The organism is Streptomyces sp. NPDC096339 (assembly GCF_044762985.1).
In the GTDB taxonomy this organism is placed as follows: Bacteria; Actinomycetota; Actinomycetes; order Streptomycetales; family Streptomycetaceae; genus Streptomyces.
The window spans coordinates 48,635-75,124 of sequence record NZ_JBIWFI010000005.1 but is presented as its reverse complement, the minus strand read 5'-3'; the positions used below and the strand labels follow the sequence as shown (position 1 = coordinate 75,124).

The 26,490-nt window shown below is 71.8% G+C and carries 27 protein-coding genes; 12 read left to right on the top strand and 15 right to left on the bottom strand.

Annotated elements, in window-relative coordinates:
• The first annotated feature begins 1 nt into the window (after position 1).
• From ACIQ5Y_RS10460 to ACIQ5Y_RS10445, 4 genes are all read left to right on the top strand, one after another.
• Positions 2 to 2,425, top strand: coding sequence for a galactose oxidase-like domain-containing protein (locus ACIQ5Y_RS10460; protein WP_403877729.1), 2,424 nt, complete (start codon positions 2 to 4; stop codon positions 2,423 to 2,425).
• A 200-nt stretch (positions 2,426 to 2,625) separates the two neighbouring features.
• Positions 2,626 to 3,657 (top strand): M4 family metallopeptidase, encoded by a 1,032-nt coding sequence (locus ACIQ5Y_RS10455; protein ID WP_403878187.1) that lies wholly within the window; start codon positions 2,626 to 2,628, stop codon positions 3,655 to 3,657.
• 15 nt (positions 3,658 to 3,672) lie between these two features.
• Complete coding sequence (locus ACIQ5Y_RS10450; protein ID WP_403877726.1) at positions 3,673 to 3,921, top strand: protealysin inhibitor emfourin; 249 nt, start codon at positions 3,673 to 3,675, stop codon at positions 3,919 to 3,921.
• A gap of 69 nt (positions 3,922 to 3,990) precedes the next feature.
• Complete coding sequence (locus ACIQ5Y_RS10445) at positions 3,991 to 4,755, top strand: hypothetical protein (RefSeq protein ID WP_403877724.1); 765 nt, start codon at positions 3,991 to 3,993, stop codon at positions 4,753 to 4,755.
• A 57-nt stretch (positions 4,756 to 4,812) separates the two neighbouring features.
• Here ACIQ5Y_RS10445 and ACIQ5Y_RS10440 read toward each other — a convergent pair whose 3' ends face one another.
• Positions 4,813 to 5,490 (bottom strand): hemolysin III family protein, encoded by a 678-nt coding sequence (locus ACIQ5Y_RS10440; RefSeq protein ID WP_403877721.1) that lies wholly within the window; start codon positions 5,488 to 5,490, stop codon positions 4,813 to 4,815.
• Positions 5,491 to 5,701: 211 nt separating this feature from the next.
• Here ACIQ5Y_RS10440 and ACIQ5Y_RS10435 point away from each other — a divergent pair, with 211 nt between their 5' ends.
• Entirely contained in the window at positions 5,702 to 7,531 is a 1,830-nt protein-coding gene (locus ACIQ5Y_RS10435; RefSeq protein ID WP_403877718.1) for a phosphoenolpyruvate carboxykinase (GTP), read from the top strand.
• Between the two features lie 113 nt (positions 7,532 to 7,644).
• Here the strand turns inward: ACIQ5Y_RS10435 and ACIQ5Y_RS10430 are convergent, their stop codons facing one another.
• From ACIQ5Y_RS10430 to ACIQ5Y_RS10415, 4 genes are all read right to left on the bottom strand, one after another.
• On the bottom strand, positions 7,645 to 8,256 hold the full coding sequence (locus tag ACIQ5Y_RS10430; protein WP_403877715.1) for a hypothetical protein: 612 nt from the start codon (positions 8,254 to 8,256) through the stop codon (positions 7,645 to 7,647).
• Complete coding sequence (locus tag ACIQ5Y_RS10425) at positions 8,243 to 9,802, bottom strand: substrate-binding domain-containing protein (protein ID WP_403878184.1); 1,560 nt, start codon at positions 9,800 to 9,802, stop codon at positions 8,243 to 8,245. The genes ACIQ5Y_RS10430 and ACIQ5Y_RS10425 overlap by 14 nt, the downstream gene beginning before the upstream one ends.
• A 152-nt stretch (positions 9,803 to 9,954) precedes the next feature.
• A complete protein-coding gene (locus tag ACIQ5Y_RS10420; RefSeq protein ID WP_403877712.1) occupies positions 9,955 to 11,142 on the bottom strand; it encodes a toxic anion resistance protein in 1,188 nt (395 codons plus the stop codon).
• Between the two features lie 15 nt (positions 11,143 to 11,157).
• Positions 11,158 to 12,234: a hypothetical protein gene (locus ACIQ5Y_RS10415; RefSeq protein ID WP_403877709.1), complete on the bottom strand. Its 1,077-nt coding sequence runs from the start codon at positions 12,232 to 12,234 to the stop codon at positions 11,158 to 11,160.
• A gap of 137 nt (positions 12,235 to 12,371) precedes the next feature.
• Here ACIQ5Y_RS10415 and ACIQ5Y_RS10410 point away from each other — a divergent pair, with 137 nt between their 5' ends.
• The gene (locus ACIQ5Y_RS10410; protein ID WP_403877706.1) at positions 12,372 to 12,806 is read left to right on the top strand and encodes a hypothetical protein; all 435 of its coding nucleotides are present in this window, start codon (positions 12,372 to 12,374) and stop codon (positions 12,804 to 12,806) included.
• Positions 12,807 to 13,097: 291 nt separating this feature from the next.
• Here ACIQ5Y_RS10410 and ACIQ5Y_RS10405 read toward each other — a convergent pair whose 3' ends face one another.
• From ACIQ5Y_RS10405 to ACIQ5Y_RS10390, 4 genes are all read right to left on the bottom strand, one after another.
• Positions 13,098 to 13,508 carry a hypothetical protein gene (locus ACIQ5Y_RS10405; protein WP_403877703.1) on the bottom strand — a complete coding sequence of 137 codons (411 nt, stop codon included), beginning with the start codon at positions 13,506 to 13,508 and terminating at the stop codon, positions 13,098 to 13,100.
• Between the two features lie 120 nt (positions 13,509 to 13,628).
• Complete coding sequence (locus ACIQ5Y_RS10400; protein ID WP_403877701.1) at positions 13,629 to 14,840, bottom strand: pyridoxal phosphate-dependent aminotransferase; 1,212 nt, start codon at positions 14,838 to 14,840, stop codon at positions 13,629 to 13,631.
• A gap of 227 nt (positions 14,841 to 15,067) precedes the next feature.
• Complete coding sequence (locus tag ACIQ5Y_RS10395) at positions 15,068 to 15,616, bottom strand: dihydrofolate reductase family protein (protein ID WP_403877698.1); 549 nt, start codon at positions 15,614 to 15,616, stop codon at positions 15,068 to 15,070.
• Positions 15,613 to 16,248 carry a TetR/AcrR family transcriptional regulator gene (locus ACIQ5Y_RS10390; protein ID WP_403877695.1) on the bottom strand — a complete coding sequence of 212 codons (636 nt, stop codon included), beginning with the start codon at positions 16,246 to 16,248 and terminating at the stop codon, positions 15,613 to 15,615. Before ACIQ5Y_RS10390 ends, ACIQ5Y_RS10395 begins: the two co-directional genes overlap by 4 nt.
• Before the next feature lie 290 nt (positions 16,249 to 16,538).
• Between ACIQ5Y_RS10390 and ACIQ5Y_RS10385 the strand changes: the two genes are divergently transcribed.
• Complete coding sequence (locus tag ACIQ5Y_RS10385) at positions 16,539 to 16,802, top strand: hypothetical protein (RefSeq protein WP_403877693.1); 264 nt, start codon at positions 16,539 to 16,541, stop codon at positions 16,800 to 16,802.
• Between the two features lie 49 nt (positions 16,803 to 16,851).
• Positions 16,852 to 17,328, top strand: coding sequence for a macro domain-containing protein (locus ACIQ5Y_RS10380; protein WP_403877690.1), 477 nt, complete (start codon positions 16,852 to 16,854; stop codon positions 17,326 to 17,328).
• Positions 17,329 to 17,380: 52 nt separating this feature from the next.
• Here ACIQ5Y_RS10380 and ACIQ5Y_RS10375 read toward each other — a convergent pair whose 3' ends face one another.
• Positions 17,381 to 18,058, bottom strand: coding sequence for an MBL fold metallo-hydrolase (locus ACIQ5Y_RS10375; RefSeq protein WP_403877687.1), 678 nt, complete (start codon positions 18,056 to 18,058; stop codon positions 17,381 to 17,383).
• 114 nt (positions 18,059 to 18,172) lie between these two features.
• Between ACIQ5Y_RS10375 and ACIQ5Y_RS10370 the strand changes: the two genes are divergently transcribed.
• The gene (locus tag ACIQ5Y_RS10370; protein WP_403877684.1) at positions 18,173 to 19,159 is read left to right on the top strand and encodes a GlxA family transcriptional regulator; all 987 of its coding nucleotides are present in this window, start codon (positions 18,173 to 18,175) and stop codon (positions 19,157 to 19,159) included.
• Here the strand turns inward: ACIQ5Y_RS10370 and ACIQ5Y_RS10365 are convergent.
• Both ACIQ5Y_RS10365 and ACIQ5Y_RS10360 read right to left on the bottom strand, forming a co-directional pair.
• Positions 19,113 to 19,487: a DUF6083 domain-containing protein gene (locus ACIQ5Y_RS10365; protein WP_403877681.1), complete on the bottom strand. Its 375-nt coding sequence runs from the start codon at positions 19,485 to 19,487 to the stop codon at positions 19,113 to 19,115. The genes ACIQ5Y_RS10370 and ACIQ5Y_RS10365 overlap by 47 nt on opposite strands.
• A gap of 83 nt (positions 19,488 to 19,570) precedes the next feature.
• Positions 19,571 to 20,014: a nitroreductase/quinone reductase family protein gene (locus ACIQ5Y_RS10360; RefSeq protein ID WP_403877678.1), complete on the bottom strand. Its 444-nt coding sequence runs from the start codon at positions 20,012 to 20,014 to the stop codon at positions 19,571 to 19,573.
• A gap of 167 nt (positions 20,015 to 20,181) precedes the next feature.
• Here ACIQ5Y_RS10360 and ACIQ5Y_RS10355 point away from each other — a divergent pair, with 167 nt between their 5' ends.
• A complete protein-coding gene (locus tag ACIQ5Y_RS10355) occupies positions 20,182 to 20,367 on the top strand; it encodes a hypothetical protein (RefSeq protein ID WP_403877675.1) in 186 nt (61 codons plus the stop codon).
• A 143-nt stretch (positions 20,368 to 20,510) separates the two neighbouring features.
• Here the strand turns inward: ACIQ5Y_RS10355 and ACIQ5Y_RS10350 are convergent, their stop codons facing one another.
• The 3 genes from ACIQ5Y_RS10350 to ACIQ5Y_RS10340 all read right to left on the bottom strand — a co-directional run bounded on the left by ACIQ5Y_RS10350 (position 20,511) and on the right by ACIQ5Y_RS10340 (position 24,882).
• On the bottom strand, positions 20,511 to 21,518 hold the full coding sequence (locus ACIQ5Y_RS10350; protein ID WP_403877673.1) for a YdcF family protein: 1,008 nt from the start codon (positions 21,516 to 21,518) through the stop codon (positions 20,511 to 20,513).
• Positions 21,519 to 22,002: 484 nt separating this feature from the next.
• A complete protein-coding gene (locus ACIQ5Y_RS10345; protein ID WP_403877670.1) occupies positions 22,003 to 23,592 on the bottom strand; it encodes an amidohydrolase family protein in 1,590 nt (529 codons plus the stop codon).
• 9 nt (positions 23,593 to 23,601) lie between these two features.
• Entirely contained in the window at positions 23,602 to 24,882 is a 1,281-nt protein-coding gene (locus ACIQ5Y_RS10340) for an amino acid deaminase (RefSeq protein WP_403877667.1), read from the bottom strand.
• A 376-nt stretch (positions 24,883 to 25,258) separates the two neighbouring features.
• On the opposite strand from ACIQ5Y_RS10340, the gene ACIQ5Y_RS10335 reads away from it, so the two are divergent.
• Both ACIQ5Y_RS10335 and ACIQ5Y_RS10330 read left to right on the top strand, forming a co-directional pair.
• Entirely contained in the window at positions 25,259 to 26,005 is a 747-nt protein-coding gene (locus ACIQ5Y_RS10335; RefSeq protein WP_403877664.1) for an IclR family transcriptional regulator, read from the top strand.
• Positions 26,002 to 26,439 (top strand): RidA family protein, encoded by a 438-nt coding sequence (locus ACIQ5Y_RS10330; protein ID WP_403877661.1) that lies wholly within the window; start codon positions 26,002 to 26,004, stop codon positions 26,437 to 26,439. Before ACIQ5Y_RS10335 ends, ACIQ5Y_RS10330 begins: the two co-directional genes overlap by 4 nt.
• Positions 26,440 to 26,490: the final 51 nt, after the last annotated feature.

Below are 26,490 nucleotides of genomic sequence, written 5' to 3'. Positions count from 1 at the left end.
CATGCGTCTGAGGATCCGGCGGAGGGCGGGGCGGCGGGCCGCCCTGCTGACCGTCGGGGCGATGACCGCGGGCCTGCTGATGACCGCATCGCAGCAGGCCACGGCCGGAGCGCCCAATCTGCTCTCCAATCCCGGTTTCGAGACGGCCGGTGCGCCCGGCTCCGACATGCCGTCCTGCTGGAACAAGTCCGGTTGGGGTGACAACGACTTCTCCTTCGCGACCGTCGCCGACGCGCACTCCGGCACCAAGGCGATGAAGGTCACGCTCACGCGCCGGGTCTCCGGCGACCGCAAGGCCCTGGTGACCGAGAACGCGGCGTGCGCGCCGACGGTGGCGCCGGGGAAGCAGTACGACCTGTCCGCCTGGTACAAGTCGGACACCCCGGACGTGTCGGTGACGGTGTTCCGCCACGACACGACGGCGGGCTGGCAGTACTGGACCGATCTGCAGAACCCGCCGGTCAGTGCGGCGTGGGCGCGTACGGAGGTCCGTACGCCGGCGGTCCCGCCGAACACCGACAAGATCGCGTGGGGCATCTCGGTCTACGGGGTGGGCACGCTCACCACCGACGACTACGCCCTGGAGGAGGTGGGCGCGGTTCCGCCGCAGCCGACCTGTTCGGGCACGGCCGAGGAGTGCGCCAAGGGCAAGTGGGAGGTGATGGCCACCAAGAACCCCGTGCGCTCGATGCACGCCGTCGTCCTGAAGAACGGCAAGGTGCTGCTGATCGCCGGGTCGGGCAACGACATCTCCCAGTTCAACGCGGGCACGTTCACCTCCGCCGTCTACGACCCGGTGAACGGGACGGTCAAGACGATCCCGACGCCGGTGGACATGTTCTGCTCGGGTCACGTGCAGCTGTCCGACGGCCGGGTCCTGGTGATGAGCGGCAACAAGGGGTACCCGTCGGCCGACGGCAAGATCGGCTACCAGGGGCTGAAGGACTCGTACACCTTCGACCCGGCGACCGAGACGTACACGAAGACCAACGACATGAACGGCGGTCACTGGTACCCGTCGGCGACGATCCTCGGCAACGGTGACGTGATCTCCTTCGGCGGTCTGAAGGAGGACTCCACGGGCAACGTGACGGCGGAGAAGTTCTCGGCGGCGCAGAACAAGTGGCTGCCGATGAACGAGGTCAACCAGACCTGGTCGTACTGGGGTCTGTACCCGTCGATGATCCTCATGCAGGACGGGCGGCTCTTCTACTCGGGCAGCCACACCTTCGGCAACGGCACCCCCGGCACCGGTTCGTCGATCTACGACTACGACGCCAACACCATCACCGACGTGCCGGGCCTGCGGAACAAGGACGAGCGCGACGAGTCGGCGAGCGTGCTGCTGCCGCCCGCGCAGGACCAGCGGGTCCTGACCATCGGCGGCGGCAACAACGAGCGCAACCCGGCGGCCAACCGCCTCACCGACATCATCGACCTGAAGGCGGCGAGCCCCACCTACACCGCCGGCCCGGACCTGCCGCAGGGCCAGGTCGACCAGGGCCAGGGCAAGCGGCCGCAGACCGGGGCCGAGGGCAAGATGTTCGTGTCCGCGGTGCTGCTCCCGGACGGCAAGGTGCTGGAGACGGGCGGCGGGCTGCACGACCGGGCCGACCCGGTCTACGAGGCCTCGTTCTTCGACCCGACGACCAACACCTACCAGGCGGGTCTGGCCACCGACCCGATCCCGCGGACCTACCACTCGGGTTCGTTCCTGCTGCCCGACGGCCGGGTCATGTCGGTGGGCGACAACCCGGGCAACGGCACCTACAACCACAACGTGTCGATCTACACGCCGCCGTACCTGTTCAAGGGCGCCCGCCCGCAGATCACTTCGGTGATCGACAAGGAGTGGGTGTACGGGGACACGCAGCGGATCACCGTGAACCGGGCGGTCGCCAAGGCGGAGCTGATCCGCCCGGCGGCGGTCACCCACTCCTCGGACCCCAACCAGCGGTTCGTGGACCTGCCGATGACGGTCGTCAACGGCACGACCATCGACCTCAACGTCACCAGCAACCCGAACCTGGCCCCGCCCGGCTGGTACATGCTCTTCGCGGTCGACGCGAACGGCGTCCCGTCCATCGCTCAGTGGGTGCACCTGGGCGGCCCGCCCGCGCTCGCGGCGGCCGCCGCGGCCGAGCAGCCGACCGCGCACGAGCACACCTTCGCGGACAAGCTGGAGCCGGCGAAGGACAACCCGGCCCAGCGGGACTCCGCCCCGGTGGCGCCGACCGTGGCGGGCTGCGACCGGCACTACGGCACGGCCAACGTGTGCGTGCCGACGCGCTTCCCGGCCGAGGTGAAGGAGACGACGAAGGCCCGCTGCGACTGGCTGGCCGCCCACCAGTATCCGAAGCGCATGAAGGTCAACGGCAGCGATCCGCTCCGCCTGGACCAGGACCGGGACGGCTACACCTGTTAGTCGCCCGTGCCGAACGGCCCTGCCGCAGCCGGTGGCAGGGCCGTTCGGGCGAATCCGGCGGGCGGGACGGGTGAGATACCGGGTCGGTGCGTGACCTTCGCCGCCCGGGGCATGAGCTTTCCGGTGTGGAAACCACTGAATGCACCGTCGGCGGGGAACACAGGACGCCGAAGCCGGGTCACGGCCACCGCTTCTGCGGCATCCTGCCGCCCTACATCCTCGACAGGCTGGCCGAGGCGGACGACCCCAAGATTCGCGAGGCCGCCCAGAAGACCCTCGCGATCGACGCCTCGATCCGGGAGAAGCGGCAGGAGACGCCCAGAGTCGTCCTCGAGGCGGTGCCGACCGGCCCCGCGGTCCTGGAACGCAGCATCTTCGACACCCACAACACCCGGGAACAGCCCGGCGACCTCGTCAGGTCCGAGGGGCAGGACCCGGTACTGGACGGCACGGTCAACCGGGCCTACGACGCCCTCGGCCTCACCTTCACCTTCTTCAAGGAGGTCTACGGCCGCCGCTCGATCGACGACGCGAACCTGCCGCTGGACGCGACCGTCCACTTCCGCCGCAAGTTCAACAACGCCTTCTGGGACGGCTCGTCCATGGTCTTCGGCGACGGGGACGGCCTGGTCTTCAACGACTTCACCTTCGACAGGGCCGTCGTCGCCCACGAACTCACCCATGGGGTGACGCAGTTCACGGCGGACCTCGTCTACGAGGACCAGTCCGGGGCCCTCAACGAGTCGATGTCCGACGTCTTCGGCAGCCTGGTGAAGCAGTACTCCCGCCGGCAGACCGCGGAAGAGGCCGACTGGCTGATCGGCGCGGGCATCTTCACCCCCGCCGTGCGAGGGCAGGCCCTGCGTTCGATGAAGGCGCCCGGCACGGCGTTCGACGACCCCATGCTGGGCGGCCGGGATCCGCAGCCGGACCACATGGACGACTTCGTGGAGACCGAGGACGACGAGGGCGGTGTCCACATCAACTCGGGCATCCCCAATCGGGCGTTCTTCCTGGTCGCGAGCGCCATCGGCGGCTTCGCCTGGGAGAAGGCGGGGCAGATCTGGTACGACACCCTCACCTCCGGCGGACTGTCCAAGCGCGCCGGTTTCGACGAGTTCGCACAGGCCACGGCCGCCGCCGCGCAGAAGCGCTTCGGGCGGGCGGCGGAGCTGGAGGCGGTCCGCAAGGCGTGGGCGGACGTGGGCGTGAACGCCAACGGCAGTGGCTGAGCGGTGCGCATCCGTGTGATCAGGAGCGGCGGCCTCGCAGGGATCACGAGCAAGGGCGAGCTGGACACATCGGGGCGGCCCGACGCGGCGGAGCTGGAGGCGCTCGCGCGGGAGGTTCTCGCCGAGGCGGGCGAGGGCCCCGCCCGTGTGGTGCCCGACGGCTACCGGTACACCGTGACCGTGGACGACCGTACGGTCGAGTTCGCGGACCCGGACACCGGCGACGCCCTGGAGGAGCTGGTCGAGCGGGTGCTGCGGGACTAGGGGGGTGCCGGGGCCCGCGTTCCGGCCCACCGGAATGCGGGCCCCGGCCCGTCGTGCGATAACGAATTCATGAGGCAGTCGCCCACGGCCACGGCCGCGGAAATCAAGATCAGCTTTGCCGGAGGGGAGGCAGGGGCGGCGTTCGACGCCCTGGAGCTCGACCGGGAGGAGGGGCGCGCCCGCGTCATCCACTTCTGGGACAGACCGAAGACGGCGGCCGGCGCCGGAGTCTCGCTGCCCCTGCTGGACCGGGGTCTCATCCTGCGCCTGCGGCGGGACGAGGAAGGTCCCGGCTCCAAGCGGAAGGCGGACCTGACCGTCAAACTGCGCCCGTGCCCCCCGCTTCCGGGCGACTGGCAGGAGGAGCGCGAGGAGGAGGACTGGGAGTTCAGGGCCGAGGAGGACAGGGCCGGACCCTCGTTCACGCCCGTCCTGTCGGCCTCGCTGGAGGCCGAGCGGGAGTTCGGGGCGGCGCTAGACGCCGAGGCGGGCGGGCTCGACGGCACGCTCATCGACGAGCAGCTGGAACTGCTGGAGGCCGCCGGTACGGCGGTGGACGACCTCGACGGCCTGACGGCGCTCGGCCCCGTGCACGCCGTCAAGTGGAAGCAGGACTGGGACGGGCTGCCAGGCGAGGTGGCGATCGAGGAGTGGACCACCGGCAGCGGGCTGCGGTTCCTGGAGGTGTCGCTGCGCGCGGACCTCGGCGAGGCGGCCGGCGCCCAGGACCGGCTCGGCGAAGCCCTGGAGGAGCGGGGTCTCACCCTGCCGCGGACCGGTGAGACCAAGACCCGGGCGGTGCTGACCGCCCTCGCCCGCGACCTGTCGCCCTGACCTGACCTGACCTGACCTGACCTGACCGGTGAGGGGCGGGGGCGGAGCCGGCCCGGCTCAGTGCGAGTAGGCGGCGAGCGAGATGCCGACGTAATGGGCGACGAAGGCGGCGAGGGTCAGCGAGTGGAAGACCTCGTGGAAACCGAAGAAGCGGGGGGAGGGGTTGGGGCGCTTCATCCCGTAGATGACCCCTCCCACGCTGTACAGCAGGCCGCCGACGATCACCAGCACCAGGACGGCGATGCCGCCGGTGCGCATGAAGTCGGGGAGGAAGAAGACGGCCGCCCAGCCCATGGCGATGTAGCAGGGGGTGTACAGCCAGCGAGGGGCGCCGACCCAGAAGACGCGGAAGGCGATCCCGGCGGCGGCCGCGATCCACACCGCCCACAGCAGGGTGCGCCCGGTGGACGGCGGGAGCAGCAGCACGGTCAGTGGCGTGTACGTGCCCGCGATGATCAGGAAGATGTTCGCGTGGTCGAGCCTCCGCAGGATCGCCTCGCCGCGCGGGCCCCACGTACCGCGGTGGTAGACCGCGCTGACGCCGAAGAGCAGGCAGGCCGTGAGGATGTAGACGCCGCAGGCGACCCGCGCCTTCGTCGAGTCGGTGAAGGCCATCAACACCAGGCCCGCGACCACCACTGCGGGGAACATTCCGGTGTGCAGCCAGCCGCGCATCAGCGGCTTGGCCTCCGGCTCTGCCGGTGCGGCGGCGGCGTCAGAAGTCATGAACCACATGCTACCTACGGGTCCGTAGGTTTCTGTTAGTCCTCTTTACGGAAGATTGACGGACGTGGCGATGCTCACGTGAGAGGCCCTCTGGACATATGCGCACATCCACCGGATGATCAGATGAGTGCGGTCGACACCGGATGAGCGGAGCGCGAAGCGTCCGGGTCGCAGCCCCCACGGGGCCTACACCAAACAAACCCCTCAACAAGGAGCAATCGTGGCGCGCGACAACGCGGCTCCCACTTCCGTCCCGACGACCCACCAGGAATTGATCTCCTGGGTGGAGGAGATCGCTGCCCTGACCCAGCCGGACCGCATCGTCTGGTGCGACGGCTCCGAGGCCGAGTACGAGCGTCTGTGCGAGGAGCTCGTCGCCAAGGGCACGTTCAAGAAGCTCGACGAGACCAAGCGCCCGAACTCGTACTACGCCGCCTCCGACCCCTCCGACGTCGCGCGCGTCGAGGACCGCACCTTCATCTGCTCCGAGAAGGAGGAGGACGCGGGCCCGACCAACCACTGGAAGGCCCCGGCGGAGATGAAGGACCTCTTCTCGGGAGAGAAGGGCATCTTCCGCGGCTCCATGAAGGGCCGCACGATGTACGTCGTCCCCTTCTGCATGGGCCCCCTCGGCTCCGAGCTCTCCGCGATCGGCGTCGAGATCACCGACTCCGCCTACGTCGCGGTCGCCATGCGCACCATGACCCGCATGGGCAAGCCCGTCCTGGACGAGCTCGGCACCGACGGCTTCTTCGTCAAGGCCGTGCACACCCTCGGCGCCCCCCTGGAAGAGGGCCAGGCGGACGTCCCGTGGCCGTGCAACACCACCAAGTACATCTCGCACTTCCCCGAGACCCGCGAGATCTGGTCCTTCGGATCCGGCTACGGCGGCAACGCCCTGCTCGGCAAGAAGTGCTACGCCCTGCGCATCGCGTCCGTCATGGCCCGCGACGAGGGCTGGCTCGCCGAGCACATGCTGATCCTCAAGCTCACCCCGCCGGCCGGCGAGGGCGAGACGAAGTACGTCGCGGCCGCGTTCCCGTCCGCCTGTGGCAAGACCAACCTCGCCATGCTGGAGCCGACCATCCCCGGCTGGACGGTCGAGACCATCGGTGACGACATCGCCTGGATGCGCTTCGGCGAGGACGGTCGCCTCTACGCGATCAACCCCGAGGCCGGCTTCTTCGGCGTCGCCCCCGGCACCGGCGAGCACACCAACGCCAACGCCATGAAGACGATGTACGCCAACACCGTCTTCACCAACGTCGCGCTCACCGACGACGGCGACGTGTGGTGGGAGGGCATGACCGAAGAGGCGCCGAAGCACCTCATCGACTGGAAGGGCAACGACTGGACTCCGGACTCGGAGACCCCCGCCGCCCACCCCAACGCCCGCTTCGCCGTCCCGGCCTCGCAGTGCCCGACGATCGCCCCCGAGTGGGAGGACCCCAAGGGCGTCCCGATCTCCGCGATCCTCTTCGGCGGCCGCCGCGCCTCCGCCGTGCCGCTGGTCACCGAGTCCTTCGACTGGAACCACGGCGTCTTCATCGGCTCGAACATCGCCTCCGAGAAGACCGCCGCCGCCGAGGGCAAGGTCGGCGAGCTGCGCCGCGACCCCTTCGCCATGCTGCCGTTCTGCGGCTACAACATGGGCGACTACATGGCCCACTGGGTCAAGGTCGCGGCCGACAAGGACCAGTCCAAGCTCCCGAAGATCTACTACGTGAACTGGTTCCGCAAGAACGACGCGGGCAAGTTCGTGTGGCCGGGCTTCGGCGAGAACAGCCGCGTCCTGAAGTGGATCGTCGGCCGCCTCGACGGCACCGCCGAGGGCACCGAGACCCCCATCGGCATCCTGCCGACCAAGGACTCCCTCGACCTCGACGGCCTGGACCTGCCCGCCGAGGACCTGGACTTCCTCCTCACCGTCGACAAGGAGGTCTGGCGCGAGGAGGCCGCCCTGGTCCCCGAGCACCTGAACACCTACGGCGACCACACGCCGAAGGAGCTGTGGGACCAGTACCACGCGCTCGTCGAGCGCCTGGGCTGAGAGCCCGAACCCGGTAGCACCGGGCCGATGAACGTGGGAGCCCCCGACCAAGCGGCGCCCACCGCTGTGGGAGCCCCCGACCAAGCGGCCCCCACCGCAGCACCCGGCCTCCTTCAGGAGCGTTGTCCGCGCTCCTCCAGATAGGTCGTGTGCGACTGCTGACGGCCGGCTTCCGCCTCGCGGAGGTCGGCCGTCAGTCGTTCCGCCTCCGCGTGCAGCAGGTCCAGCTGCCGCTCCAGCTGCCGCTCGGGCGACTCGCCGCCCGGCGTCAGCCGCGCCCACCAGCGCGTCCGGTTGAAGGTGTCCACGCACTCCGGAACGTCCCGGCGCACCGCACGCGACACCGCGTGCACCGACTCCGGATCGGCGACGAGCACCTCCGCCACCCACCCCGGATCGAGCAGGGCCTCGTAGAAGCCCATCAGCTCGGTCAGCCGGTCCCCGGCCGCCTGCGGCAGCTCCACCCCGGCCAGGTACTCGCGCAGCAGCCCGAAGTCCGCGCGCAGTACGTCGAGTTCCGCGTTCGGATCGAAGGGCGGTGGCGCCGTCCGCTCGGGCGGGGCGATCAGCGCGCCCGCCCCGTACAGCCCGGCCACCACCACCGGCCACCACGCGCCGGCCGCCCCGGTCAGGGCGAGACCCACCCCGGCCACGCCGCAGGCGCTGCCGGCCAGGTTCTTCTTCGACTCCAGGAACCGGAGCAGCTTCCCGCTACTGGTAGCCACGGATCTCCTCGAACGCTCCGTTCAGCGAACCGTTGCCCTCGGTGGCGTCGAAGAGCCGCCCGCCGGTCAGTTCGGTGATGTGGGTGAGCTCCTTGCGGTCCGAGTCCCCGAAGAGAACCGCGAAGACCGGCGTGCCCTTCCGCGCCTCGGGCAGCCCCGCGTAGAAGGAGTCGAAGTGCTTGGCCCCCACCCCTTCCGTGTTCGCCCCGTCCGTCATCAGCACGATCGAGGTGAACGCGTCCTGGCCGCCCTTGCCGATGTGCTCGTACGCCGCCTCCAGACTGCTGTAGATCGCCGTACCCCCCTCCGGCTTCAGGCCGTCGATGTCGGCGCGGATGGCGTCCAGGGCGCTCTGCTGCCTGCCCGGCTCCACCACGTACGGACGGGTCGACTTCACCTTCGAGCCGAAGGCCAGCAGGGTGACCTCCTCGCGGTCCCGGAACCGGTGCCCGGTCTCCGAAGTCCCCGTGCCCGTCAGGTCGGTGAGCGCCGACTTCAGCCGCCCGATCCGGTCCTGCTCGGCCATCGAACCCGAGGTGTCGAGCACGTACACCGTCCGCGAGGGCCGGCGCAGCTCGTTCTCGTACGAGGCCAGCAGCCCGTCGGCGACCTGCCGCGAGCCGGGGAAGGGCAGCTCGCGCCGCTTGTCGGCGCCCAGCCCCGGCGCCGGGGAGATCCCGGAGGCGACCGGGCGGCGGAAGGTCTGCCCGGTGATCGCCTGCTGTGCCTCGGGCCCGCGCAGGTAGTCGGTCAGCACCCGACCCGACTCACGGGCGCCGGCCGGGGCCGAGGTCAGCAGGGTCAGCGGGTAGTGCGCGGTGACCACACCGTCGGAGGGCCGGATGACCTGGAGGTTCGTCTTCGAGTCCCGGTTCATCGAGAGCAGCACGGACTCGTAGTTGACCAGGGCGTCGACGTCCGCGCGCTTGGTGTAGGCGGAGGCCAGCCACCCCGAGGAGCCGGAGGTCAGCTTCTGCCCGGAGAAGAACTCCTTCAGCTTGGGCTGCGCCGCCTTCACGTCCGCGTCGGTCAGCGCGGCCTGGGCGCCGGAGAGGCCCGAGGCCACCGAGATCAGGGCGGAGAAACCGGAGTTGGACCGCACCGGGTCCGTCATCCCGTATGTCAGCTTCCCGGCGGCGACGGCCTCGTGCACCTTGGACCAGGTGACGTCCGCGGGCTGCCAGCCGAGGCGTGCCAGCGCCTCCGGCTTGACACCGAGGGCGACGGGCGAGGACATCACCGGGGTTTCGTTGGCGAGCTTCCCGGCGGCCTCGGGGCGCAGCCGCAGATAGTCGTTGGAGGAGAGCCAGATCGCGTCGTACTTCCCGTCGGCCTTCCCGGAGGCGACCTGCTCCACGGCGTCGAGCGTCCCGGACCAGGTGAGCTCCACGGTGACCCCGGTGGCCTTCTTGGCCTGCTCCAGCACGGGCTTCATGTCGCCCAGCTCACTGGAGGCCAACACCCGCAGCGTGCCGTCCTTGTAGACGGACGGCTTCGTCCCGTCGGGCTTGTCGGCCGACTCGGAACTGCACCCGGTGAGGGCCATCAGGCTGACGACGGCCAGCGCGGCCACCCAGCGTCGCGTGATCAGCCTCGCCGGTGTTTGAGGCGCGGGGGTCAGGGGGCGGAGCCCATGGATTCGGGAAGGGGCGGGGCGGGGGAAAGCTCCGCGCGGCGGCCCGCCCCGCTCGACGGCACTCACTGCGCACCACCCTCAAGCGCGGAGGCGGTCCGCGTCCGCGCCAAGTAGTCGGAAGCGGTCCGAAGCTCGTCCGTCAGCGACTCCACCGTCGCCGCCATGCTCTCCGTCGCCTGCACCTTGAACGTGTCGATCGCGTCCAGCGTCTTGTAGATCTGCGCGAAGGCCACCCGCAGGGTCTCCGCCCCCACCGCGGGATCCGCCGCGATCCGCTGGATCTCGCCGCTCTGCGAGGACAGCATCTCCGCGTTCCCCCGGATCAGCTCCTCCGTCGTCCCCCTGAGCGCGTTGACCTGCTCGACGACCTTCCGCTGATTGTCCAGCGCCGACGCCAGCATCACCGCGATCCGCAGTGCCGACACCGTCGTCGTCGCGGCCCGGTCGACGCCCTTGATCAGTTCCTCGTTGTTGCGGCGGACCACGTCCATCGCCAGGTAGCCCTGCGCGCACACCGCGAGCTGCGTCAGCAGGTCCTGGTGCTTCTGCCGGACGGGGAACAGCACGTCCGCCCGCATCGCGTCGGCCTGCGCCGGATCCGTGAGCAGGGTGTCCGCGATCCGCTGCTCGACGGCCGTGTCCAGGGCCTCGGTGAGCACCGCGTACTCCTGGAGCTTGCCCATGGTCTCCCACAGCCGGGCCCGCTCGGTGTGCAGCGCCGCGTTGTCGCGGCGCAGCTCGTCCTGCCCGCCGCGCAGCGCGCCGACGATCCGGTTCAGGGTCGCCTGCGAGGAGGCGTACTTCGCCACGTGGTCGCGGAACCGGTTGCCGCCCGGCAGTTTCGAGAGCAGCCTGCCGAACCCCTTCGCGGGAGCGTCCCGCGGATCGAGGTCCTCGACGGTGCGCCGCAGTTCGACGAGTGACCCGGCGACCCGGGCCTGCGCGTCGCCGCCGCCGTCCGAGCCGAGGGAGCGCACGGCCCGCTCCAGCATCCGGTTGGACTGCTGGGCGGCGCTTCGGATGTCCGCCGTGCCGAGCCCGGCGATCTCGCCGATCCGCGTCGCGAACTCGGGGGAGCGGGTGTCGATCCCGGCGAGCCGGCCGACGTACTCGTCGGCGCGGCGGGCCATCTCCTCGCGTACGCCGTCCTGGAGCGGTACCAGGCCGGAGGCCTGCTCGCGGCGGACGGGGGCGACGGGCTCGGGAGCGTTGAGGACGAACGTGCCGTCCTCGGGAGGCGTGAGTGTCATCGTGTATCGGTCCCCCTAGCCCTTGGCGCGCTGTGCGAGCGCCATCAGGATCTTGACGGTGGGCGTGCCGACCTGGCGGATGCCGGTCAGACCCGAGTTGAGGTGGTCGGCGTACGGGGCGGTGGCGGCGGTGAACAGGGCCATGCCCTCCTGCGGGCGGAACCCGCGCTGCATGGCGAGGTCGCGCAGTGCGGGGTCGGTGGTGAGGAGGGTGCCCAGGTCGCGGGCCTTCTCGTTCAGCGGGACGAAGGTGTGCGCCGAGTTGACGGTGGTGTCCGGGTAGAGCACGACCATGTCGCCCGGGTCCTGGTGCTGGAGCAGCATCGAGGCCACCTGGGACTCGTACGCCAGGATCAGGGGTTCGCCGCTGCCGCTGATGAAGGCCCGGAACGGGCCGTCGGTGCTGGGTTCCAGGGCGCCCTGTACGGAGATCAGCTTGCGCATCAGCGGCGCGGTGCGCTCGATCCCGGCGTCGTCGGCCACGACGGTGTTGCCGTTGGCGACGTTGGAGGCGAGGGCGAGGAAGAGGGCGCCGGAGTTGGAGGTGGCCGGGTCGGTCGTCTTGATGAACACCCTGCCGGCCAGCTCGGGGTGGGCGGCGGCGCCGGGCAGCTGCTGCCAGTTGCGGTCTTCTTCGGCCGCCTTGAGGAAGGGGCCCATGAGCAGGGTCCCGGTGTTCTTGCCGGACATCTTCACGAGGCCGCCGTCACTCAGGACCTTCGCGGCGCTCGGGCGGGCGATGACGACGAGCGGGGAGAAGAAGGGCTTGGCCTCCTGGGCTCCCTGGATCCCTGCGGCGGCCTCGACCTCCTTGGCGGGCTCACTGCTGCTGGGGAAGGCGAAATCGAAATCCTTGAGGGCGAGTTTGTCCATCGCCCAGGAGCCGGAGGACTCCGCCTTCACGGTGTAGCCCTTGTCCGCAAGGGCCTTGACGACGTCCGGATCGCGGAAGAAGTCGGACTTCTCCGAGCCGATGACGCCACGCACGGTCTTCGTTGCCGTGGATTCCGGGTCCTGCCCCTTGAGGAGGACGACGCCTGCGACGCCGCCGATCAGGAGGAGGCCCAGGATGATTCCCAGGATGCGTCTCACGGGTGCAGCGTGCTCGCGGAAACCCACATTCCGCGGCCGGTTGAATGAACGTCGGGTGACGGGGCGGTCCCACTTCGAAATGCTGTGTGGGCCCGGTGGTGCTGGTGGGCGGGCCGGTCGCCGAGGAGGATCGGGGCATGGCCGTGAGCACGAGCACGAGCGCTTTGAAGTGGCAGGGCTGGCTGGTGGGTCTGGTGACACTGGCGGGCCTGCTGGTGTTCGCCCCGCTGGGGTTGTACGTGTGGGCGAGCGGCGGCGCCCTGCCGGAGGCCGCGCCGCGGCCGGCGGTGGAGTACGTACGGGTCACGGGGTGCCGCGTCGATCCGGCGGGCCGCAGGATCGCGGCGACGGTGGAGGCGACGGGCCGCGCGGAGGGGGCGGGCGCGTACGTGGTCACGGTGGAGTTCCGTGACCGGGCCGCGGCGGGTGGCCGTGCGGCGCAAGCCCTGGTGAGGATCCCGGGGGTCGCCCCGGGCGCGACGGAGTACGGGGAAGCCCTGGGCCCGGTCTGGCCGGCGGCGACGACGCCGTGGTGCGGTGTCGCTGCCGCCGAGTTCACGGCGGCGGGATGACCGGGCCGCGCGCCGCCGCTGCGGCTCCGCCTTTGACCCGCGGTGCGCATGCCGCCCGTCTGCCGCTCTGCTCCTGGGGCTCCGCCCCAGACCCCGCTCCTCAAACGCCGGAGGGGCTGGATTGTGGCTGCTGCCGGGGCAAAACCAGCCTCGCCGGCGTTTGAGGCGCGGGGGTTCGGGGGCGGAGCCCCCAGGCGGGTGCGGGCACGGCAGGGCCCGCTTTTTCCGCCGAGCCCCCCGCAGGGGTCGTGGCGCCCGGTCCGGAGCCTCCGCGGCCCCGGACCGGGGCCGTCAGAGGGCGCCGGCCAGGTCCTGGGACTCCAGCGCGGCGGCGTGCGCGTCCATCCGCTCGGCGGCGAGGATCGCGACGGTGGTGTCGGCGCGGGACGCGGCGACGAGGAGCGCGCGGGCGGCGAGGTCGTGCGCGCGCTGGTGCAGGGCCGGCGAGGCCTCGGTGAAGCCCCGCGGGGCCCGCGCCGGCTCGGCGCCGCGCAGCCGCGTCACCTGGGCGGCGATCTCAGCGGCGCTCTCGGCGAGCCCGAGCTCGTCGGTCACGGCGAGCAGCGCCGCCAGGTGCCCGGCGAGCTGGATGTCCAGCGCCTCGGCGCGGCTGCGCTGCGGGTAGTCGGCGGTGCTTTCGGTGGCGGCGGCGCCCATGCGGTGGACGACCGACGGCGACTTCGTGCGGATCGGCTCGTACATGAGGTGGCCTCCTGCGTTGTCAGGAGACCATCCTACATTGGATCCGTTCTAAAGTTGAGCTCAATCCTGTTGATCGATTGAGCGCGTGTCCCGTCGGAGATCCAGTACCCGCCGCTCCCCTTACGGCTGGCCGTAGCCGTCGAGGAACTTCCCGATCCGCGTCACCGCATCGGCCAGATCCGCCGCGCTCGGCAGCGTGACGATCCGGAAGTGGTCGGGCTCGGGCCAGTTGAAGCCCGTACCGTGCACGACCATGATCTTCTCGGCCTGCAGCAGGTCCAGGACCATCTGCCGGTCGTCCTTGATCTTGTAGACCGAGGGGTCCAGCCGCGGGAACGCGTACAGCGCGCCCTTCGGCTTCACGCACGTCACGCCCGGGATCTGGGTGAGCAGGTCGTACGCGACGTTGCGCTGCTCCAGGATCCGCCCGCCGGGCAGGACCAGGTCCTCGATCGACTGCCGGCCGCCGAGGGCGGTGGCGATGGCGTGCTGCGAGGGCATGTTCGCGCACAGGCGCATGTTCGCCAGGATCGTGAGGCCCTCGATGTACGAGGCGGCGTTCTTCTTCGGGCCGCAGACCGCCATCCAGCCGGCCCGGTAGCCCGCGACGCGGTAGTTCTTCGAGAGCCCGTTGAAGGTCAGGCACAGCAGGTCCGGCGCGATGGCGGCCGTGTTCGTGTGCGTGACCCCGTCGTACAGGATCCGGTCGTAGATCTCGTCCGAGCAGACGACCAGGTTGTGGCGGCGCGCGATGTCCGTGAGCCCGCGCAGCATCTCGTCGTCGTAGACGGCGCCGGTCGGGTTGTTCGGGTTGATGATCACGATCGCGCGCGTGCGGTCGGTGACCTTGCGCTCGATGTCGGCGAGGTCGGGCATCCAGTCGGACTGCTCGTCGCACCGGTAGTGCACGGCCGTGCCGCCGGCCAGCGAGACGGAGGCGGTCCACAGCGGGTAGTCCGGGGCGGGGACGAGGACCTCGTCACCGTCGTCGAGCAGCGCCTGCATCGACATCTGGATCAGCTCGGAGACCCCGTTGCCGAGGTAGATGTCCTCGACGTCCAGCTCGATGCCCTTGGTCTGGTAGTGCTGCATGACCGCGCGGCGCGCGGAGAGCAGCCCCTTCGCGTCCCCGTAGCCGTGGGCGCTGCCCAGGTTGCGGAGCATGTCCTCAAGGATCTCCGGCGGGCACTCGAAGCCGAAGGCCGCGGGATTGCCGGTGTTGAGCTTGAGGATGCGATGACCTGCTGCTTCGAGCCGCATCGCCTCTTCGAGGACGGGTCCGCGGATCTCGTAGCAGACATTGGCGAGTTTCGTTGACTGGATCACCTGCATGACGGGAGCTTACGGGGTCCTGCCGATCGCCCGCTGGGCCAATTAGACCGAACGCGCAGGGACGATATGTCCCGTTTCGCGCGATGGGCAGGCGGCGATGCCGCCCACCCTTGGAATCCGGGGCGGGCCCCCGTTCCGACCTGCGGAATGGGTGTGTGCGGCCGCGGGAGCGGTGCGCGATGTTGCGCTCGTCACCCTGCCCCGGGACCACGGAGGGGGCCGGGGGCTCAGAGGTCGTACGTGGCCTGGGTGAAGCCCGCGCCCAGCGGCCTGGTGGAGCGCAGGGTGAGCTTCACGTCCCGGCCGGCGAGCTCGCCGAAGAGGGGGATGCCCGTGCCGATGAGGACCGGCGCCGTGGTGATGGTCAGCTCGTCGAGCAGGCCCTCGCGGAGGAAGGTCTGCACGACCTTGCCGCCGTCCACGTACACGCCCTTCGCCCCGGCGGCGGTCAGGCCGGCCAGCAGCTCGTCGAGGGAGCGGTAGACGGTGATCCGCTCGTCGTCGGTGGTCAGCGTGGTGCTCAGGACGGCCACGCGCTTGCCCTCGTACGGCCAGAAGCCGAAGGTCAGCACCTTCTCGTAGGTGGCCCGGCCCATGGCGAGGGTGTCGATCCCGGCCATGAACTCGTGGTAGCCGGTGTCCCCGACCTCCTCCTCGGCGTACGAGGTCAGCCACTCGATGTCGCCGTCGGTGCGGGCGATGAACCCGTCGAGGCTGACGCCGATCGTGACGGCGGTCCGGAAGTCCCGCTCCCGCGGGCTCGGCGTGTTGCTCACTGGGTCTCCTCAGGTCGGTGTGGGGTCGGGCGGGGCGGGGCCGCGCGGTGCGGGTGCAGGGTGGTTTCGAGCGCGTCGAGCCGGCGGCCGGTGAAGGTGCCCTCCCGGTCCACCGCCCACAGCACCCCGGCCCCGGTCGTGGCCTGCCGGACCGAGCGGGCCAGCAGGGCGGTCGTGGTGTCCGGGCGGAGCTCGCCGGCCGCGACGGCCTCGTCCAGCAGGGAACGGACGGCGTCCTGCTGGGCCTGCTCGGCGGCGAGGGCCAGGCGGTGGAACTCCGGGTCGGCGAGATCGGCGCACAGGAACGCCAGATGGTTGGCGACCTCCTCCGGCGTCACCACCGCACTCCACGCCCCGGCGGTCAGCGCGGCGAGCGCGTCGAGGGGCGAGGCGTGCTCCGCCCGGACCCGCTCGTGGAGCCGCCCGATCTCCGCGACACCCCGCTCGGAGAGGGCCAGCAGCAACCCGCGCTTGGAGCCGAACCGCTGCGACAGGGTGGCCGGCACCAGCCCGACCTCCTTGGCCACGGCGGCCAACGTCAGCCGCGCGGGCCCGGTACGGCCCATGACGTCGACGGCGGCCCGAAGGATCGCGGCGTCGTCGATACCGCGCGGACGGCCGGGCGGGGCCATGGCCGCACCTCCCGATCATTAGTGAATGAATGTTCATTTATTAAAGCAGAGGCGGGGGTGGGTCGGCAACCGGTGGGGGACGCCGCGTGTGGCGGCGGTGGGCGAACGGCGGTACCGCGAGCCCCTCGACCGGAGTGCGGGCGGCTGTGCGGTGTTCTAGCGTCGGAAGGGCGGGGGTGAGCGATGCGTCGAGCCGGTCGCCCCCCGGAGTGCCTGCTCCGCGCCGCCCCCGCCCGTGGTCCGGCGTACTCGCGGATCGCGTGACCGAGCGAGAGAGCAGGTGCATCCGCATGCGTCCGTCGGCCCGTATCCCCAGCATCCTTGCCGGCCTGGTCCTCGCCGCCGGCGGGGCCTTCTTCGCCGCCCCGGCCGCCTCCGCCGACGTCCAGGCCTGTCAGCAGAACGTCATGTCGCACGGCAAGCCCGCCACGGCCGACGTGGCCCAGGCGTGTTACGAGGGCTCCATCGGCAACCAGACCAGCTGTGTCGCGACCCTCCAGGGGGCCGGGGTCTCCGCGAACGACGCCAACTCGGCCTGCCGCGCGTCCCGATAGGGCGGGAAGACCCCCGGCCGTTGTCGGTGGCGACGTCTACCGTGAGGGGATGAAACCGCTCAGGATCATCGCCGGGGACGCGACCAGTCCGCAGGCCAAGGGGCCCAAGGTCATCGCCCATGTGTGCAACGACCTCGGGGGATGGGGCAAGGGGTTCGTGCTGGCCGTTTCGAAGCGGTGGCCCGAGCCCGAGAAGGCGTTCCGGGCGTGGCATCGGGGGCGCAGTGGGAACGACTTCGGGCTGGGGGCCGTGCAGTTGGTGCGGGTCCAGCCCGATGTGTGGGTCGCCAACATGGTCGGGCAGCGCGGGATACGGACCGGCAGCGGCGGGCCGCCGATACGTTACGACGCGGTGGAGCGGTGCCTCGCCGCGCTGGCGGGGCATGCCGTCGAGCTCGGGGCCAGTGTGCACATGCCGCGCATCGGATGTGGACTGGCCGGCGGCACGTGGACGCGGATCGAGCCGCTGATCAGTGATCGACTGTGCGCGCGGGACGTGGAGGTCACCGTCTACGACCACGCCTGACGCCTGACGCCTGACGCCCAACGCCCAACGCCCAACGCCCAACGCCCAACGCCTAGCGCGGGGCCGTGTCGTCGGCCGGGAAGGCCGGGCCGTGGCCCGGGACGATCACGTCCGTGGCCGCGAGGACGCGGAGGCGTGAGCCGCGCAGCACGTCGTGGTCCGGGGCGACCGGGTCGTCGACCGGGCCGTTGGGGCGCCACCACAGGTCGCCCACGAAGGCGATGGTGCCCTCCTGCGTCCCGGCGAGGAGGGTGATGTCCTCGGGGCTGTGGCCCGGGGTGCGGATGAGCCGGAGGGACGGGGTGAGTTCGTAGCCCTCCGCGTCGCGGTCGGTCCACTGGTCGGCCTCGTAGACGGCCTTGTGGTCGTGGACCCGGGCCCGGCCGAAGAGGCCCACGTTCATGGTGTTGTCCGGGTGGTGGTGGCTGAGGATGACGTCCGTGATGTCGTCGGGGCCCAGGCCGAGTTCCGCGAGCGGGCCGAGGATGCGGTCGCGGCTCGCCACCATGCCCGGGTCGACGATCACGTGCCGGTCGCCGTCGGAGACGTAGGAGACGGTGGCGGCGACTCCGGGGCCGGTGGAGAGGGTGTAGCCGGTGGTCAGGATCGTGTAGGTCGCGGTGCGGCCGAGCGGCGCGTCGGAGGGGCCGTCCGTCGGCGTGTCGGTCTGCGGGTCGGTCTGCTCGTTGGTCCGGGTGCCGGCGTGGGTGTTGGTCTGTGCGTTCGTCATGTCCTCAATCCTGGTCCGGGCAAGCGTCGTTCACGAGTGGCACTGCTGCCAGTGATCGCGGGAATCGTGCCGGCCCGCCGCGATGCCCGATCGCCGGACTGGCAGACTCCCCGCATGGCCCCCTTCACCACCGTCGCCGCCTACGCCCCGCCCGGGGTCGGCATGCTCGCCGTCGGGATCGTCGCCGAGGTGTTCGGGGTGCGCGGGGCGGGGCTGCCGCGGTTCGACTTCGGGTTGTGCACCGAGCGGCCCGGGGCGGTGGCCACCGACGTCGGGGTGCCGGTCGCCGTCGAGCACGGGCTGGAGCGGCTGGCCGACGCCGATCTGGTGATCGCGCTGCCGTGGGCCGACTTCCGTACGCCTCCGCCTCCCGCCGTGCTCGACGCGCTGTCGGCCGCGCACACGCGTGGCGCGCTGGTCGCCGCCCACTGCGTGGGGACGTTCGCGCTGGCCGCCGCGGGGCTGCTGGACGGGCGGCGGGCCACCACCCACTGGAGGTTCGCCGGGCTGCTGGCCGACCGCCACCCGGACGTCGCCGTCGAGGCCGAGGCCCTCTACGTCGACGAGGGGCGGATCGCGACGGGCGCGGGCGCGGCGGCGGGTTTCGACCTCTGCCTGCACCTGCTGCGGCGCGAGCACGGGGCCTCGACGGCCAACGCCATCGCGCGGGACCTCGTACTGCCCTCGCACCGCGACGGCGGGCAGGCCCAGTACCTGGCGGCCCCCGTCCCCGCGGACTGTCAGGACGAGCGGCTCTCCGAGGTGCTGGCCTGGACCCGCGAGCACCTCGACGAGCCGCTGCCCGTCGCGGAGTTGGCCCGGCGGGCCATGATGAGCAAACGGTCCTTCGCCCGCCGCTTCGCCGCCGCCACCGGTACCACCCCGCACGCCTGGCTGCTGAACCTGCGCCTCAGCGGTGCCGAGGAGCTGTTGGAGACCACGGACCTGCCGGTGGAGGAGATCGCCCGCCGGGTCGGCTTCGGGAGTGCGGCCGTGCTGCGGGAGCAGTTCGTACGCCGCCGGGGCGTGCCGCCCCGGGCCTACCGGCGCTCCTTCACCCGCGTTCCGTCCGCCGTGCCGGGCACACGTCGAAGTGGCTGACCCGGCAGGTGTCCGAGGGGAGGGCGGCGCCCAGGTTCACGGCGGTGCCGTCGCCCGCGATGCGCCAGCGCCGGCCGGCCGGTACGAGGTGGCCGGGCCGTTCGCCGGGCTGTACGAGGAGCCACTTGCCCCGGACCGTCCTGTGCCAGTACGCGGCTTCGCCGCAGAGGCGGCAGACGGCGGGGCGGCCCTCCTGCGCGGCGGACGGCGGCTGCGGCTGCGGTTGCCGTACGACGGTCACGAGGGCGTCGGCCAGGACCTTGGCGAGGAGGAACGGGCCGTCGTCGCCCTGCCCCTGGTGTTCCTGCCTGCGGGTGTTCGTGTTCAACCATCCCCCCTTCCCGCCCTGTTGTTAGCGGATGGGGGGACGGTCGCGCCGGCCACCGGCCGAGAGATGACTCGAACGAGTGGCTAGCGCTCCAGGATCACCAGCGGGATCTCGCGGGCCGTCCGGGCCTGGTCGTCCTCGAACGGGGGCCACAGGCCGGCCATCATCTCCCAGTACGCGTCCCGTTCCCAGGGCGTGGCCGTGCGCGCCGTCGCCGTGAAGAGCGCGGCGCCCACCTGGACGCGGACCTCCGGATGGGCGGTGAGGTTCCGGTACCAGGCGGGATGCTGCGGGGCGCCGTATCCGGCGGCCACGACGATCAGCCGGTCCTCGTCCGTGCCGTAGATCAGCGGGGTCCGGGCGGTGCGGCCGGTGGCGCGGTCGAGGGTGGTGAGCAGGAGGGTGAGGACTCCGTGCCAGAGGTGTCCGTCGGCGCCCGCCGTGCTCGTGTACGCGTGGACGTGGTCGAGGCGCGGGCCGGGGGGTGGGTCGGAGGGGTGGTCCCAGTCGACGTCGAGAGCGTGCATTCACCTGTCCTTAGGATTTCGGCCCCCGGGCGGCTAACGAGCAGTAACGATTCTGGATGCGTTCTGCCCGTACCGCACGCCCGCACGGCAGGCCGGCCCCCGTCCGAGGTGCGTTCATGGGGACGTGGCCGGAGTATGGGGCCAGGGGAAACCGTAGGAGGTACGCGATGGTCAGTGAACCCGACGAGCAGCCCACACGGTCGGACCAGCTCTTCACGGGCGGGGAACGGCCGTACGACCCCGAAGACCTCGTGATGGCGACAGGACACGACCCGACTCCGGAGCGGGTCGAGAAGGCGCGCCAGCTCATGGAGAAGGAGGGTCCGCAGGTCATCGAGCGGTACCTGCCGTAGTCCCGGCAGCGGCAGCGGCAGTCGCGGATCACTCGCACTCGCTGCCGCGGACAGTCCGGTCCAGCCCAGCCCCGTCCCGGCACCCCGGGCACGGGGCAGTCGGGCGTCCGCCGCCCGCCGGTCGGACCGGTCGGACCGGGGTCTCAGTTCGTCAGCGTCGCCGCCGCGCCCAGCGCGGTCAGCAGCCCGCAGATCCCCAGGTTCACGGCCCGGTGCTCCCAGAACACCGCCACGAACTCGCGTATGGTCGCGCTCGGCCAGTAGTACTTCGCCGTGGGCGAGCCCAGGACCTGCCCGTTCACCCCGGCCTTGCGGGCCAGCATCGCGGCCCGGAAGGCGTGGAAGTCGTTCGTGACCACCACGCACCGGTAGTCCGGGTCCTGCGCGGCCATGATCTCCCGGCTGAACCGCATGTTCTCCTCGGTCGTCGTGGACCGGTCCTCCAGCGTGATGTGCTCCGCCGGCACCCCCCGCGCGATCAGCCAGTCCGCCATCGCCCGGGCCTCGGCGACCTTCTCGTCCGAGCCCTTGCCGCCCGAGGGCAGCAGCACCGGCGGCCGGCCGCCCCGGGCCAGCTGGCCCTCGTAGATCTTCTGGCCCTTGCGCAGCCGCGAGGCGAGCAGCGGCGGCACCCGGTCCCCGCAGATCAGACCGGCGCCGAGCATGACCACGTGGTCGACGTCGCCGCGCACCGTGATCCGCCCGTACAGGAAGGCGTACCCGAGGAAGCAGAGGAAGAGGAAGGCGACGTAGGCCACGATCACGGTGAGCGTGCCCACGATGCCGTCGAGGACGTGCGAGCCGGCCTTGCGGACGACGAGCAGCAGCGCGATCATCCCGAAGATCCCGAGCCCGGCGAGCAGCGAGAGCAGGTTGGCCGGGCGGCTGCCCTCCCTGCGGATCATGGTCACGCCGTTGGCCGTGAGGAAGACGCCGAGCGCCAGGGTGCCGAGCGTGGGCACGGCGAAGACGGTCAGGACGATGGGGTACGCCACCCAGCCCGGCAGCCTGTCCAGTTGGAGGAGCAGGGCGAGCGAGAGGGATATGAAGGTCAGCCCGAGCAGCACGGCGTTGCGGAAGCGGCGGCGGTCCTGCCGTGCGCTGATGGCGAAGGCCAGGAAGAACACGGCGGCGAGGGCGAAGGCGACCATGCCGACCATCGTAAATGTCTGATATCCGCATGAGTTGTAGCCGTGCGGCGCACCTCGCGGTGGGCCGAGCGGAGGGCGAGCCATGCTTCAGCCGGCCTGCCCGCCCACCGGCGGGCCTACCGGCCCGGCCGCCCGGCCTACCGGCCCGGCCGCCCGGCCTACCGGCCCGGCCGCCCGGCCTACCGGCCCGGCCGCCCGGCCTACCGGCCCGGCCTACCGGCCTACCGGCCCGGCCAGCCCGGCCTACCGGCCCGGCCTACCGGCCTACCGGCCCGGCCAGCCCGGCCTACCGGCCCGGCCAGCCCGGCCTACCGGCCCGGCCAGCCCGGCCTACCGGCCCGGCCAGCCCGGCCTACCGGCCCGGCCAGCCCGGCCCACCGGCCCGGCCTTCGGCCTGACCACGGCCCACCGCGAGGTGCACGGCCCGGCGCAGCGGGACGCGCCGCCTGCCCGCCGCGAGGCGCCGCGATGTGTAGCGCCCGGCTCACCGCGAGGTGCGCCGCGGGGTGCGTCGTACCGAGCGTCCCGCCAGGACGTCCGTGCGGCGCCCGTCGCGCATGACGAAACGGCCGTCGATCAGCACGTGCGGAATGCCGGTCGGCAACACCCGCGGGTTCGCGTACGTGGCACCGGCCGCGACCGTCTCCGGGTCGAAGAGGACGAGGTCGGCGCGGTAGCCCGCCCGCACCAGCCCCCGGTCGGGCAGCCGCAGGCGCGCCGCCGGGCGGCCGGCCAGGTGCGCCACGCACTCCTCCAGCGACAGCAGCCCCAGCTCGCGGACGTAGCGGCCGAGGTAGTGCGGGAAGGTCCCGTAGGCCCGCGGGTGCGGTTTCGCGCCCTGGAGGATGCCGTCGGAGCCGCCGGTGTGGGCGGGGTGGCGCATGATCGCCCGGACGTTCTCCTCGTGGCCCACGTGCTGGAGGACCGTCGGCGCCAGCCGGTCGCCGAGCAGCAGCCGCCGGGCGGTGTCCCAGCCGTCCAGGCGCCTGCCGACGTACGCGGCCGCCAGCGTGGGGTCGGCCGTGCCCGATATCTCGATCGTCGACCAGTCGACCGGCACCCCGTGGCAGCCGTCCGCCCCCTCCACCTCCAGCGCGTGGCGGATCCGCTCGGCCTCGGCGTCGTCGCGCAGCCGGGCGAGGACCGCCTCCGGGCCGCCCTCGTTCGCCCAGCTCGGCAGCAGCGCCACGAGGGTGGTGCAGCCGGGGGTGTACGGGTAGGTGTCGAGAGTGATGTCGGCGCCGTCGGCCAAGGCCGCGTCGAGCAGGGCCAGCAGCTCGGGCGCCCGGCCCTCGTTCTCGCCGAAGTTCATGGTGGCGTGCGCCAGGTGCAGGGCGCAGCCCGCCTCCCGGGTCAGAGCGACCATCTCGGCATAGGCGGCGAGCGCGCCGTGCCCGTACGAGCGGTGGTGCGGGCAGTAGTAGCCGCCGTACGAGGCCACCACGCGGCACAGCTCGGTCAGTTCGGCGCCGGAGGCGTACATGCCGGGGGTGTAGGTCAGCCCGGAGGACATGCCGACGGCGCCCTGCGCGAGGCCCTCGGCGACGAGCGAACGCATCCGGTCCAGTTCCGCCGGGCCCGCCGGGCGGTCGTCCCAGCCGAGGACGTGGGCGCGGACGGTGCCCTGCGGCACGAGGTACGCGGCGTTCACCGCGCAGCCCCGCCCGCCGTGGGCCCGGTCCAGCCGGTCGAGGTACTCGCCGACCGTGCGCCAGTCGAAGTCGACGTCGTCCCCGGGCCCGTTCCAGCCCGCGATGGCGGCCCGCACCTCGCCGAGGGTGCGGTCGTCGACGGGCGCGTACGACAGGCCGTCCTGGCCCAGGACTTCGAGGGTCACGCCCTGGGCGGCCTTGGCGCTGTGGTCCGGGTCGCGCAGCAGGGCGAGGTCGCTGTGCGCGTGCATGTCGACGAAGCCGGGCGCGAGGGCGAGCCCGTACGCGTCGAGGGTCCTGCGGCCGCCCCCGGGAAGGGACCCGATCCCGACGATCCGCCCCTCGTGCACACCGACGTCGGCCGTGTACGAGGGCCCGCCCGTGCCGTCGACGACGCGGGCCCCGCGTATGACCAGGTCCACCCGGCGCCCCTAGAAGAAGGTGCGGACGAAATCGGTGACGGTGCCGTCGGCCTCCACCACCGGGATCAGCGGCCACTTCTCGAAGATGGTGCACGGGTGTGACATCCCGAGCGCCACCCGGTCGCCGACCTGCACGTCGTCGGCCGACGCGGTCTCCAGCCAGGCGTGCTGGTCGGACAGCTTGACCACCCGCACGCCGGTGGCGGGGCGCTCCTCGCCGGTGAGCTCGTCCCGGACCAGCTCGACCTCGGGGAGGCCGAGGTCGTACGCGATGTCGCGCTTGCCGGCGTTCACGAACGCCTGGGTGGGGGAGGGCCGGGAGACGACCTGGGTCCACAGCCGGAACGCGGGGCGCAGCCCGCCCTCTTCGGGGTGCCGGTTGAAGGGGGTCAGGCCCTTGTACCAGCCGTGGTCGTGGGAGACGTACGCCCCGGAGCGCAGCAGCTTCAGCACGGGGCGGGAGAGCTCCGGGATCTCGGCGAACACGTCGGCGACGGCGTCGAACCAGGAGGAGCCGCCGGCGCTGACGACGATCTCCTCCAGGTCGGCGGCGAACAGGCCGGCCTTGTCGAACTCGACGGCGAGGGCGGTGAGCCGGCGCAGGTAGGCGTGCACGCGCTCCGGGTCGGCGTCGGGCACCTCGGCCTCGTAGCCGCCCATTCCGACGAGGCGCAGGGTGCGGGTGGCGGCGACGGCGTCGGCGACGGCCCGGCAGTCGTTGTCGCTGCGGGCCCCGGTGCGGGCGCCCTCGCCGGCGCCGAGCTCGACGACGACGTCGATCCGGGCCGGTGCGTCGCGCAGGGCCCGGTCCATGAGGTGGACCCCGCGCACGGAGTCGACGTAGCAGACGAAGCGGAAGTCGGGGTCGCTGGCGAGCTCGCCCGCGACCCAGCGCAGGGCGGCGGCATCGACGAGCTCGTTGGCGAGGAAGATCCGCTGGATGCCGAAGGCGCGGTAGACGCGGGCCTGGTGGGGGACGGCGGCGGTGATCCCCCACGCGCCGTGGTCGAGCTGACGGCGGAACAGCTGCGGGGACATGCAGGTCTTGCCGTGCGGCGCGAAGGCGAGGTCGTGCCGGGCGGCGTAGGCGCCGAGGGCGGCGAGGTTGTGTTCGAGCGCGTCGGCGTCGAGGGTGAGCACGGGGGTGGTGAACCCGCCGGTGTGGATCCCGCGCCGCTGCCGCGCGAGCTGCCCGACGGTGAGGCGGGCCGCCTGGGCGTCCGGGGGGAGGCCCTTGAACCGGTGGTCGACCGGTTCGTCGGCGAGTGCGGTGACGGGGTCGCTGTCCATGCGGGACCTCCCGGGGTGCGGGGTTGCGTGTGCTGCAACGGTCGTTGCGTATAAGGCTGCACGCTGTCTAACATCCCCGGTGACGACGGGTCAACGCACGGGCGCGCCGCCGCCGCCGCTCCTCCGGGCCGGCGGGGCCGGTTTGCCTCCGGCGGCGCCTCAAACGCCGGCGGGGCTGGATTTCGGCTGATGTCGTCGGTCAGGGTGCGCTTTGATTCGGCGCTCCGGGCAATCCAGCCGCACTTGGCCGACGGCAGGGGCGAAAATCAGCCCCTCCGGCGTTTGAGGAGCGGGTCCGGGCGGAGCCCGGGGTGCCGCGCAGCGGCATCTCGGCGGCGGCGCCGCGGCTGACCTGGAGGACGAGGGAGGACGAGGGATGAGCCAGTCCGTGGAACGGGCACTCGCGGTGCTGCCGCTGCTCGCGAAGGGCCCGGCCGGCCTCACACCCGTGGCGGACGCGCTCGGCGTGCACAAGAGCACCGCCCTCCGCCTCCTCCGCACCCTGCACGCGCACGGACTCGTCTACCGCCAGGCCGACGGCCGCTACCGACTGGGGTCCAAGCTCTTCGAGCTCGCGGCCGGGGCCATCGAGAACCTCGACGTCAGGGACATCGCGCACCCCCACCTCGTCGAGTTGAACCACGCCACCGGTCACACCGTGCACCTCGCCCTCCACCAGGACGACGAGGTCGTGTACGTCGACAAGGTCGACAGCCGCTACCCGGTCCGCATGTACTCCCGCATAGGCCGGCCCGTGCCCCTCACCGTCGCCGCCGTCGCCAAGCTGCTCCTCGCCGACCTCCCCGAAGCCGAGCGCCGCGCCCTCGCGGACCGGATCGATTACCCCCGCTACACCGCCCGCTCCACCCCGGACGCCGCCGCGTTCCTCCGCGAGCTGGACCTCGTACGGGAACAGGGCTGGGCCACCGATCTCGGCGGGCACGAGGAGTCCCTCAACTGCCTTGGCGCGCCCGTGCACGGGCCGGACGGGCGGGTGGTGGCCGCGCTGTCCGTGTCCGCGCCCAGCGTGGTGATCGGCGCCGAAGACCTGCTGGAACTGCTGCCGCTCGTGCTCCGTACCGCAGGAGCCATCAGCCGGGACTACTCAGGAGAGACCGCATGACAGAGAAGACAGAGAAGGCCGAGAAGGCCGAGAAGATCGGGATCACCCCCGACACGCACACCACCCCGCCCGCGAGGTTCTCGCACGGCGTCCGCAAGGGCAACATTCTCCAGGTCGCCGGCCAGGTCGGCTTCCTCCCGCACGTGGACGGGCAGCCGCCCACCCCCGCCGGGCCCACGCTGCGCGAGCAGACGCTCCAGACGCTGGAGAACGTCCGGTCCGTGCTGGAGGCCGGCGGTGCGGGCTGGGACGACGTGATGATGATCCGCGTCTACCTCACCGACACCGCCCACTTCGCCGAGATGAACGGGATCTACAACGCCTACTTCGAGGAGCAGGGTCTGCGGGAGGCCCCCGCCGCCCGCACCACCGTGTACGTCGGCCTGCCGGCCGGGCTGCTGATCGAGATCGACGCGCTCGCCGTCCTGGGCTGACGCGCGGACGCGGGAGGGGCGCCCCCCTGGCGGTGGGGCGCCCCGTCGTTC

Coding starts and splice junctions, on each gene's coding strand:
- ACIQ5Y_RS10460 (WP_403877729.1), top strand. CDS start 2: ATGCGTCTGAGGATCCGGCGGAGGGCGGGGCGGCGGGCCGCCCTGCTG.
- ACIQ5Y_RS10445 (WP_403877724.1), top strand. CDS start 3,991: ATGAGGCAGTCGCCCACGGCCACGGCCGCGGAAATCAAGATCAGCTTT.
- ACIQ5Y_RS10440 (WP_403877721.1), bottom strand. CDS start 5,490: ATGTGGTTCATGACTTCTGACGCCGCCGCCGCACCGGCAGAGCCGGAG.
- ACIQ5Y_RS10425 (WP_403878184.1), bottom strand. CDS start 9,802: ATGGCCCTCACCGGGTGCAGTTCCGAGTCGGCCGACAAGCCCGACGGG.
- ACIQ5Y_RS10420 (WP_403877712.1), bottom strand. CDS start 11,142: ATGACACTCACGCCTCCCGAGGACGGCACGTTCGTCCTCAACGCTCCC.
- ACIQ5Y_RS10410 (WP_403877706.1), top strand. CDS start 12,372: ATGGCCGTGAGCACGAGCACGAGCGCTTTGAAGTGGCAGGGCTGGCTG.
- ACIQ5Y_RS10405 (WP_403877703.1), bottom strand. CDS start 13,508: ATGTACGAGCCGATCCGCACGAAGTCGCCGTCGGTCGTCCACCGCATG.
- ACIQ5Y_RS10400 (WP_403877701.1), bottom strand. CDS start 14,840: ATGCAGGTGATCCAGTCAACGAAACTCGCCAATGTCTGCTACGAGATC.
- ACIQ5Y_RS10390 (WP_403877695.1), bottom strand. CDS start 16,248: ATGGCCCCGCCCGGCCGTCCGCGCGGTATCGACGACGCCGCGATCCTT.
- ACIQ5Y_RS10385 (WP_403877693.1), top strand. CDS start 16,539: ATGCGTCCGTCGGCCCGTATCCCCAGCATCCTTGCCGGCCTGGTCCTC.
- ACIQ5Y_RS10380 (WP_403877690.1), top strand. CDS start 16,852: ATGAAACCGCTCAGGATCATCGCCGGGGACGCGACCAGTCCGCAGGCC.
- ACIQ5Y_RS10375 (WP_403877687.1), bottom strand. CDS start 18,058: ATGACGAACGCACAGACCAACACCCACGCCGGCACCCGGACCAACGAG.
- ACIQ5Y_RS10370 (WP_403877684.1), top strand. CDS start 18,173: ATGGCCCCCTTCACCACCGTCGCCGCCTACGCCCCGCCCGGGGTCGGC.
- ACIQ5Y_RS10360 (WP_403877678.1), bottom strand. CDS start 20,014: ATGCACGCTCTCGACGTCGACTGGGACCACCCCTCCGACCCACCCCCC.
- ACIQ5Y_RS10355 (WP_403877675.1), top strand. CDS start 20,182: ATGGTCAGTGAACCCGACGAGCAGCCCACACGGTCGGACCAGCTCTTC.
- ACIQ5Y_RS10350 (WP_403877673.1), bottom strand. CDS start 21,518: ATGGTCGCCTTCGCCCTCGCCGCCGTGTTCTTCCTGGCCTTCGCCATC.
- ACIQ5Y_RS10340 (WP_403877667.1), bottom strand. CDS start 24,882: ATGGACAGCGACCCCGTCACCGCACTCGCCGACGAACCGGTCGACCAC.
- ACIQ5Y_RS10335 (WP_403877664.1), top strand. CDS start 25,259: ATGAGCCAGTCCGTGGAACGGGCACTCGCGGTGCTGCCGCTGCTCGCG.
- ACIQ5Y_RS10330 (WP_403877661.1), top strand. CDS start 26,002: ATGACAGAGAAGACAGAGAAGGCCGAGAAGGCCGAGAAGATCGGGATC.